General features: G+C 68.7%; 9 protein-coding genes and 1 pseudogene. 5 read left to right on the top strand and 5 right to left on the bottom strand.

Going from position 1 to position 8,276, the window contains the following annotated elements:
- Positions 1-216 precede the first annotated feature (216 nt).
- The 3 genes from AB0J64_RS39220 to AB0J64_RS39210 form a co-directional block, all read right to left on the bottom strand.
- On the bottom strand, positions 217-537 hold the full coding sequence (locus AB0J64_RS39220; RefSeq protein ID WP_364039152.1) for a hypothetical protein: 321 nt from the start codon (positions 535-537) through the stop codon (positions 217-219).
- Between the two features lie 101 nt (positions 538-638).
- Positions 639-869: a hypothetical protein gene (locus tag AB0J64_RS39215; RefSeq protein WP_364039149.1), complete on the bottom strand. Its 231-nt coding sequence runs from the start codon at positions 867-869 to the stop codon at positions 639-641.
- Positions 870-1,064: 195 nt separating this feature from the next.
- Positions 1,065-2,555 (bottom strand): PLP-dependent aminotransferase family protein, encoded by a 1,491-nt coding sequence (locus tag AB0J64_RS39210; RefSeq protein ID WP_364039146.1) that lies wholly within the window; start codon positions 2,553-2,555, stop codon positions 1,065-1,067.
- Between the two features lie 68 nt (positions 2,556-2,623).
- Here AB0J64_RS39210 and AB0J64_RS39205 point away from each other — a divergent pair, with 68 nt between their 5' ends.
- The 3 genes and pseudogenes from AB0J64_RS39205 to AB0J64_RS39195 all read left to right on the top strand — a co-directional run.
- Positions 2,624-3,235, top strand: coding sequence for a LysE family translocator (locus AB0J64_RS39205; RefSeq protein ID WP_364039143.1), 612 nt, complete (start codon positions 2,624-2,626; stop codon positions 3,233-3,235).
- A complete protein-coding gene (locus AB0J64_RS39200; protein ID WP_364039140.1) occupies positions 3,232-3,993 on the top strand; it encodes a phenylalanine--tRNA ligase beta subunit-related protein in 762 nt (253 codons plus the stop codon). Before AB0J64_RS39205 ends, AB0J64_RS39200 begins: the two co-directional genes overlap by 4 nt.
- A 356-nt stretch (positions 3,994-4,349) precedes the next feature.
- Positions 4,350-4,430: pseudogene (locus AB0J64_RS39195) on the top strand (IS5/IS1182 family transposase); the annotation flags it as partial.
- A 107-nt stretch (positions 4,431-4,537) separates the two neighbouring features.
- On the opposite strand, the gene AB0J64_RS39190 reads toward AB0J64_RS39195, so the two are convergent.
- Positions 4,538-6,037 carry an MFS transporter gene (locus AB0J64_RS39190; protein ID WP_364039137.1) on the bottom strand — a complete coding sequence of 500 codons (1,500 nt, stop codon included), beginning with the start codon at positions 6,035-6,037 and terminating at the stop codon, positions 4,538-4,540.
- The gene (locus AB0J64_RS39185; RefSeq protein WP_364039134.1) at positions 6,034-6,525 is read right to left on the bottom strand and encodes a DUF2231 domain-containing protein; all 492 of its coding nucleotides are present in this window, start codon (positions 6,523-6,525) and stop codon (positions 6,034-6,036) included. The genes AB0J64_RS39190 and AB0J64_RS39185 overlap by 4 nt, the downstream gene beginning before the upstream one ends.
- Positions 6,526-6,629: 104 nt before the next feature.
- Here AB0J64_RS39185 and AB0J64_RS39180 point away from each other — a divergent pair, with 104 nt between their 5' ends.
- Positions 6,630-7,532, top strand: coding sequence for a LysR substrate-binding domain-containing protein (locus AB0J64_RS39180; RefSeq protein ID WP_364039131.1), 903 nt, complete (start codon positions 6,630-6,632; stop codon positions 7,530-7,532).
- Positions 7,533-7,965: 433 nt separating this feature from the next.
- The gene (locus AB0J64_RS39175) at positions 7,966-8,205 is read left to right on the top strand and encodes a hypothetical protein (RefSeq protein WP_364039128.1); all 240 of its coding nucleotides are present in this window, start codon (positions 7,966-7,968) and stop codon (positions 8,203-8,205) included.
- The last annotated feature ends 71 nt before the right edge of the window (positions 8,206-8,276 follow it).

The raw sequence follows: 8,276 nt of genomic DNA, 5'->3' as shown, positions 1-8,276 counted from the left end.
GCCGTAACCATAAAGACACAGTCCACTATGGGCTGATAGATGCCATAAGTCTCTGATCAGGGCATACGCCCAAGAATTTGGTTTTAGAACAAGCTTATCCTCTGCTGCGATACTCCGAAAACCGGACTATGGTCCGAATATGGTCGCAAACTATCGGACTGCAGTCCGGTTAGTCAAGCCGCGATCCGTCGGCGAGGCAAGCGGAATGGTCATGAGCTAGAGGGCGTCGTCCCACCGGTCGGAGCGGACTCGTTGCAGGGAGTCAAATGGATTGGCGGGGAAGCGCGAGCGTCCTCGCGTTCTAAGCCGTTCGCCGCACAGGACCTCGCTCCAGCGGTCGAGCGCGCTGTCGACGAGGACCATCTCGTCGTCCCGGTGCGGCGTGGCGTGGACGAACAGCATGACGCCGAGTCGGCCGCGATCGAGCACCTGCAGTCCGGTGAGCAGGGGAGACCTGGTTGTTCCGCAGCGGCTCGGCGGCCCACCGACGGGAGACGGGCACTCCCCCACCCCAGGCGGCCTCGTCAGCATGGTCATGTAGTTTCCGCGGTTCAGTGCCAGGTGGCAACGTCTGGATCTGCGCTTGGCGAAGAGTCCGCGTGATCTGTCGAGCGTGCTTGTCCGCGTGGGTGTCGGTGCTACGGCGTCAGCTTTCGATACCGTGGGGTTTCGGCCACCGTCGCACCCGCTGGCCGAGCACAGTCAATCCTCACCTGTTGATCAACCAGATGAGCGCCCGCGACACCGGTCTCGTATCCAAGATCTATTTCGCTAAGAAGCTGCGCGGTCAGGCTGCGACGCTCGAACGCCTTCGCGTTGATCGGCAGCTCGAAGAAGCCCTCGCGCACGGCCCGGACCCGCTCCACCACCCCGTCCGACGAACCTTCAGTTCGCGTGAACTCTGGGATTTCCCGGCCTTGAGCAGCAACCGAACGACCAGTGGCGTTAGCGAGCCGTCGGGGCTCGGGTTACCGCTACTGGCCGTTCCGATGCGGTCGGGTCCAGGGTGCGGGTGTGGACCGGCAAGGTGTGATCCGCCGCGCTGGGCGCCCTGCGGGGCCGCGTCAGCGCACACGGCGCAGTGCCTCGGCGAGGATCGCCACGGCTTCGCCGATGGCGGTCGGGGTGCTCGCGGCGTAGCCGAGCACGAGCCCCGGGCGGCCGGGGCACTGCCGGTGCCACGAGAGCGGCTGCACCTTCACCCCGCGCGCGAGCGACTCGGCGGCGAGGTCAACGTCGCAGAATCCGGCGTCGAATGTGATCGTCAGGTGCAGGCCCGCTGCGGCGCCGTGCACCGTCGCGTCTGGTAGTTGGGCTCCGATCGCGTCGATCATGGCGTTTCGGCGACGGCGGTGGCGTCCGCGCAGCAGTCGCAGATGGCGTTCCATCTCCCCCGACTCCATCAGGCGGGCCAGTACCAGTTGCGGCAGCGTTGCGTTGCCGAGGTCGGCGAACCGCTTGGCGGCCACGACGGTGTCCTGGTACCGCGGCGGCACGAGGAACCATCCGATCCTCAGCGCTGGTGCCAGTAGCTTGGACACGCTCCCGGCGTAGAAGACACGCTCGCCGAGCGCCGACCGTAGCGCCGGAACCGGAGGCCGGTCATAACGGTGCTCGGCGTCGTAGTCGTCCTCGATGATCAGGCCGCCCTCATCGACCCACCGCATCAGCTCGCGGCGCCGATCGCCGCCGAGCACCACGCCTGTCGGGAACTGATGCGCCGGCGTGAGCAGGACAGCCCGTGCGCCTGTCGCGCGCAGCGCGCCGACATCTATTCCGTCGGCGTCGACCGGCACCGGCGGGGTGGCCAGCCGCCGGTTGTGCAGGTGCTGGCGGGCGCCCAGCGATCCGGGATCCTCCACCGCCACCTCGCGGATCCCGGCCTCGGCGAGCATCTCCGCGAGCAGTCCGAGCGCCTGGGCGGTGCCGGCGGTGATGACCACATCTGCCGGGTCGATGAGGATCCCGCGGTTGCGGGCCAGCCAGTTCGCCACGGCGACGCGCAACGCCGCAGATCCTCGCGGATCCCCGTATCCGAGGGCGGAGGATTCCAAGCCAGCGAGCAGCGAGCGTTCGGCACGCAGCCACGCGGCCCGCGGGAAGGCGGCCAGGTCGGGTACACCCGGTGACAGGTCGATCCGTGCCGCGGCCGCCCGCAGCGAGTCGAAGACCTCGACGCCGGGCGACGCCATGAACACCGCGTCTGTTGCCGTCGCGCCCACCGGAGCGGACAGCGGCCGCGCCGGGAACGTCCGGCCCGGAGCGCCGACGACGATCGTTCCGCGCCGGCCGCGCCCCGCGACGTAGCCTTCCTCGCTCAGACGCTGGTAGGCCTCGGTGACGACGCCGCGGGACACGCCCAGATCCCGCGCGAGCACCCTGCTGGCAGGCAACCTGCTTTCCACGGTCAGGCGTCCGTCGCAGATCGCCGACCGGAATCGGTCGGCGAGCCATTCGGACAGCCCACCGACGGGTGCGTCCTCGACGTTCAGCTGGAGGAAATCTGAGCCAGCCGTTATGGACCCCTCGAAGAGGTCTTCATTGGACCTGTTCACCAGGCCATTGTGGCGGCAGAGTTCCGGTCACGAGAACGGCCATCACCAAACCCATCAGGAGAGCCACCTTGAGCATCGCGTTCCTGGTCACCACGCTCATCGTGGTCGCCACGCCCGGCACCGGGGCGATCTACACACTGTCGGCGGGCCTATCGCACGGCCGCCGTGCGAGCGTCGTCGCCGCGATCGGATGCACGCTGGGCATCGTTCCCCACATGGTGGCGGCGATCACCGGCATGGCGGCGCTGCTGCACACCAGCGCGACGGCGTTCCAACTCGTCAAGTACCTGGGGGTGGCGTACCTGCTGTACATGGCGTGGGCCACGCTGAAGGACACGGATCCGATCGTCGCCGAGGAGGAAACCCCGCCGCGCCCGGCCGGACGCGTGATCGCCTCCGGCATCTTGATCAACCTTCTCAACCCGAAGCTGACGATCTTTTTCTTCGCCTTCCTGCCGCAGTTCGTCGACACCGGCGACCCGGACCGCGTGCTGCGGATGCTGGAACTCAGCGCCGTCTTCATGCTGGTCACACTCGCGGTCTTCGCCGCTTATGGCGTCTTCGCCGCCTCGGTACGGGACCACGTGACCGCGCGGCCGCGGCTGATGGCCTGGCTGCGCAGGGGCTTCGCCGGATCCTTCGTCGCCCTCGGCGCCAAGCTCGCGCTCACCGCCCGATGACCACCCACTCCACGACGGACCCGAACATGTACTTCCAGCACTCGGACGAGATCTGGTCCGAGCACCCCGAACTCGTCGCCGGCGTGCTCGTCGCCACGGGGATCACCGCCGACGCGGTCGTCGAGCCCCGGATCGAGGCGTTCAACAGGCTCGCCAAGGCGCGGCTCACAGCGGGCACGGAGGCCGACCTGCCCGAGATCCAGGCCTGGCGGCGTACCTTCTCGAAGATGGGGCTCAAGCCCACGCGGTATCGATGCGCCTCGGAATCACTGCTGCGACGCTTCCGCAAAGAAGGCGCCCTGCCGCGGATTCACCCGTTGGTCGACTTGTGCAACGCCATCTCGCTCGCCTTCGCGATTCCGGTGGCCGCGTTGGACGTCGCCAGGATCTTCGGGCACCTCGAAGTCCGGCGAGCGGCTGGCGACGAGAACTACCTGACACTGTCGGGAGAGCCAGAGAACCCAGAACCGGGAGAGGTGACCTTCGTCGACGCCGCCGGGCACGCGCACGCCCGGCGATGGACGAACCGGCAGAGCGGCCACTCGGCCGTTCGAAGCACGACCTCTACAGCCCTGATCATCGCGGAGGGAGTGCATGCCTCGGCAGCCACTGACGTCCCAGGCCTCATCGCCACAATGTCGGACGCGCTGAGCAGCGCCTGGCCGACCACGGTGCGGACCGCGACGTTGAGCCGCTCCGCGCCGCGCTTCGACTTCGCCGTCCAGCCAAGCAGGGCGAGAGACGAGACGCAACGCTGACCGGTCCGAACCGGCCCCGACATTGGACCTGCGGCCCGTCTTCTTCGGTGGGCGACCGAGCGCGTCGGCCGTGGTCCCGAAAACGGACGATGTGAGATCCGCTCCCCGCCTGCATGGCCGGACAGGAAAGCGGATTCATATGAGGCGGGGTTTGACCTGCTATCCGCCGATGTGCAGTGCGCGGGCGGCGGCTTGATCGTCACGACCAGGCGTCGATCTCGATCCACTCGTCAAAGAGGAACGACAGCGGATCCGTACCCGAAAGCCCTCCCGCCCATGGCGGTCGTCGAGCCCCGGATCGAGGCGTTCAACATGCTCGCCAAGGCGCGGCTCGCAGCGGGCACGGAGGCCGACCTGGCGCCAACCGCAACGATGTCACCCAGCTCATCCCGCTCCTGCAGGCCAGCCCCAAGGTGCGCGGCAAGCGTGGCCGTCCCCGCCGGCCCTTCGGCCAGGCGGTGGCGGCCGAGTGGTTTGAGGCCGGAGAGTCGACCAAGACATCCGTAGGTTCAGGCGTCTGCTCCATCCCCGAGGGTCGTTGGCATCAGGAAGATGACCGCGCCCGAGCCCTATGGGGCATGGTGGCGAGCGCCACGATCATGGCGGCCACGGCCGCCCCGGCACCGGCGGCATATGCCACATGAGTGGCCGAGGTGAAGACAGCGCGTGCGGCTTGGCCGCCGCCCATGACCAGTGTGGCCGGATCGGCCTCGGGGTGCGGCACGCGGTGCTCGAGCCCTGTACGGGTGAGGGTGGTGGTCAGCGAGCCCATGACGGCGACGCCGAGTACCGCGCCGAGCTGGCGGGACGCGCCGACCGCGGCGGAGGCGACTCCCGCCTGGTCGCGTGGCATGGTGTTGACCGCGACGCCGGTCAGGGGCGGGTTCAGAGATCCCCAGCCGACTCCGATCAGCAGGTACGCGATGATCAGGAAGGCGGGTGATGTCGAGGGCGTCGTCTCGGCGAGCAGAGCGAGCCCGCCGACGAGGAACACGGTCGCCGCGACGACCACCGGCCGGGGACCGTAACGCGCGGTTAACCTGCCGGCGAGGGGACTTGCCGCGGCAAGGGCGACCGACGTGGGCAGCAGCATTGCCCCGGCAGCCGGCGGGGACAGGCCGCGCACCTGCTGCAGGTACAGCGAGCTGAGGAACTGGGCGCCCATCACGGCCAGGTAGGTGAGGACCGCGATGCCGGCCGCCCCGGCGAAGGCCCGATCGCGGAAGTACCGCGGCTCGATCAGCGGACGGTCCGTCCGGAACTCCACGGCGACGAAGCACAGGGCGCCGAGTCCGGCGCCGGCGAGCAGCATGAGGGTCAGCGTCGAGGCCCAGCCCACACGCGGCGCCTCGATGAGCGCGTAACTGAGCGCGGCCAGTGAGCAGCCGAGGAATGCCTGTCCCGCGATGTCCAGGGAGCGCCGTTCGGCCGCGCGAGACTCGGTGACGTACAACCTGGTCAGCGTCAGGGCGAGGGCCCCGACCGGTACGTTGATCCAGAAGATGGCCTGCCAGCCGAGCGCGGATGTCAGCGCGCCTCCGATGAGTGGCCCGACGCCCGCGGCGACGCCGCCCGCGGCCATCCACGTGCCGATCGCCCGAGTACGGGCGGCGGGCGCGACGAACGTATTGGTGATGATCGACAGGGTGACCGGCATGAGCATGGACGCGCCGGCCGCCTGGACCATGCGGAACGCGATCAAGACGCCGAGAGTCGGCGCGAGACCGCATCCCAGGGACGCCAGGCTGAAGACGATGAGCCCGATCCGGTAGACGCGGCGCCGGCCGTACCGGTCGCCGATCCCGCCCCCGGACAAGCCGAGACAGGCGAGCACCAGCACGTAGGCGTCCACCACCCACTGCAGGTCGCTGATGCCGCCGCCGAGATCCTTGCCGATCGATGGCAGGGCCACGTTCACCGCAGTGGCGTCCAGCTGGGCCATGAACAGACTGAAGCAGCATGTCAGCAAGGTCAGGCGTGACTTGTTCCGCGGCCCGGGCACCGGCTGTGATGCCGCCGCCCGGCTCACGATGCCGTTGCTCATCGGCTGCGCGGTGCCGGCGCGGTCGCGTCGCCACGAACGCCGACGCCCGCCCCATAGACCAGGCGGCCGCCGAGCTCCCCGCCGACCGTGACGAGGGCGAGCGCGAGGACGCTCACCCCGGTGACGACGGCGGGTGTCGCATGGGCGTCGGCATAGACGTTCCGGCGCAAGGTGATCTCCAGTACGCAGACGACGGCCAGCGCGGTCATGAGCGCCGCGTGCACGTTGGCTCCCTGGCGTGGGCGAGAGGACGCCGCAGTGAACCGGCGCCGGTCGATCACGCCGGCGATGATCGCGAGAAACATCACCCCCATGCCGGTCATGAGGACATACGTGCCGGTGTGGAAGAGGTCCCGTGCCCACGGATGAGCCCCGCCATCGATCGCCGAGATCACATCGAGCACGGTGGCGATGAGGATGGCCCCGATCGGCGCGTGCGCCAGGGGCGGGTGCAACGGACGTGGTGTCGCGGACAGCTTGGAAACCATTGGAGCACCTCACTTGGTGTGCGAGCAGTAGCGGTCCTCACTTTGTGGGATGGGCATCGAAAAGTCCAAGATATGATCGATATCACGACTGATAAGGAAGGCTTATGGAACTACGGCAGCTCCGCTACCTGGTGGCGACGGCGGAGGAAGCGAGTTTCACGCGCGCCGCCGCCCGCGTCCACGTCGCCCAACCGGCGGTCAGTCAGCAGATCGCCCAGCTCGAGCGCGAGCTCGGTCAGCAGCTGTTCGACCGATCCGACCGGCGCATCCGGCTCACTCCGGCCGGTGAAGCCTTCCTCCCGTACGCGCAGGCCGCGCTGGAAGCCGCCGCCGCCGGACGGGACGCGGTGGACTCGCTGCGCGGGATCCTCGCCGGCAAGCTGGCGATCGGAGCCGTCCAGTCACCGCCCGAACCCCTTATCGGACTGCTGGGCGACTTTCAGCGGCGGCATCCGAGAGTGGACATCACCCTGCGTATCGGCCACCCCAAGGATCTGGCGGCCGACGTCGCGGGCGGGACCGTGGACGCCGCGTTCATCGGCATCGCCGGACAGCAGCTACCCGCCGTACTGGCGACCCGCGAGCTCTACACCGAGCCGCTCGTCGTCGCCATCGCCGATGACCACCCCATCGCCCGGCACGCGGACACGACGCTGAACGCTCTCAGGGACGAGCCGATCGTCACGCTCACCCACGGCAGTGGGCTGCGGAACCTGCTCGACACCGCATGTGCCAGGGCCGGATTCGCTCCACGCATCCGCGCCGAGACCGACGATGTCGCCCTCCTGGCCGACCTCGTCCACCATGGACTCGGCATCGCACTGCTGCCCAGTTCGGTCGCCGAACGTTCCGCGCGGCAACTGACGACGGTCGCACTCCGCTCACCGGCCCTGCAGCGACGGATCGCCCTCGCCTGGCACCGGCACCGCAGCACCGCACCCGGGCGTGCCTTCCTCGAATTCGCCGAGACGTCGAGCCGGTTGGGAACCATCACGCAGTTGAAGTGATCTTCCAACCCCTCACACCGTCTGGTCGTCGTCCTCGCCGAACAGTGAGGCGTCTCACCGGAGCGGAGGTCGCCAGGCGCAGGGGGAGATCGCGCAGCAGGAGTCGAGAAGGTGCGCGGAATCTGCCGGCGCGCGTTGCGGCGGCGATGCGCTGCCTCTTGCTCGCTTCCTCTGGCGACGGGTTGAAGTAGCGGCGGACGTTCTCCGGCTTCTTGTGCCGCGACTTCGCCATGAGCATCGGCAGGCCGGCCCCGGCCTCTCGCATGCTTGACGGGTCCGGGATGCCGTGGCCGACCAGTTCATGACCACGCTGGAAACGATCTCGGTGTACGAGTCGTACTTCGGCTAGGAGCTGCGTGACCACCTGGCGCGGCGGCGTGCGGAAATCGGCGCGGCGCGGCTGGGGAGCATCCGGGCCGAGTGGCTGGAACTGGTGCGGGAGATCCGGCGCCATCTGCCGGCCGGCACACCCGTCGAGGATCCGCAGGTGCGGGACCTGAGCATGCGCCGGCAGGCGATGACGGCCGGGCTGCAGAGCGGCGACGCGCAGATCGACGGCGCGTCAGCGCGGCGAGGGCGGCGCTGCGGCGTGCCATCGGATCCACGTCAGGAAAGTGACATGCGCTGTCCCGAGACGCCGCTCGACGGTGGCAGCCCAGTAGGTCTCAAGTGAGATCCAAGTGGCCGCTCCTAGCGTTCCTCGAGTCACATTCGAACGGGCCGCCGTACGGGGGCCGGAAGGAA

Origin of the sequence: Nonomuraea sp. NPDC049695 (assembly GCF_040674955.1) — a bacterium.
Classification (GTDB): domain Bacteria; phylum Actinomycetota; class Actinomycetes; order Streptosporangiales; family Streptosporangiaceae; genus Nonomuraea; species Nonomuraea helvata.
This window is presented reverse-complemented; position numbering and strand designations above follow the sequence as displayed.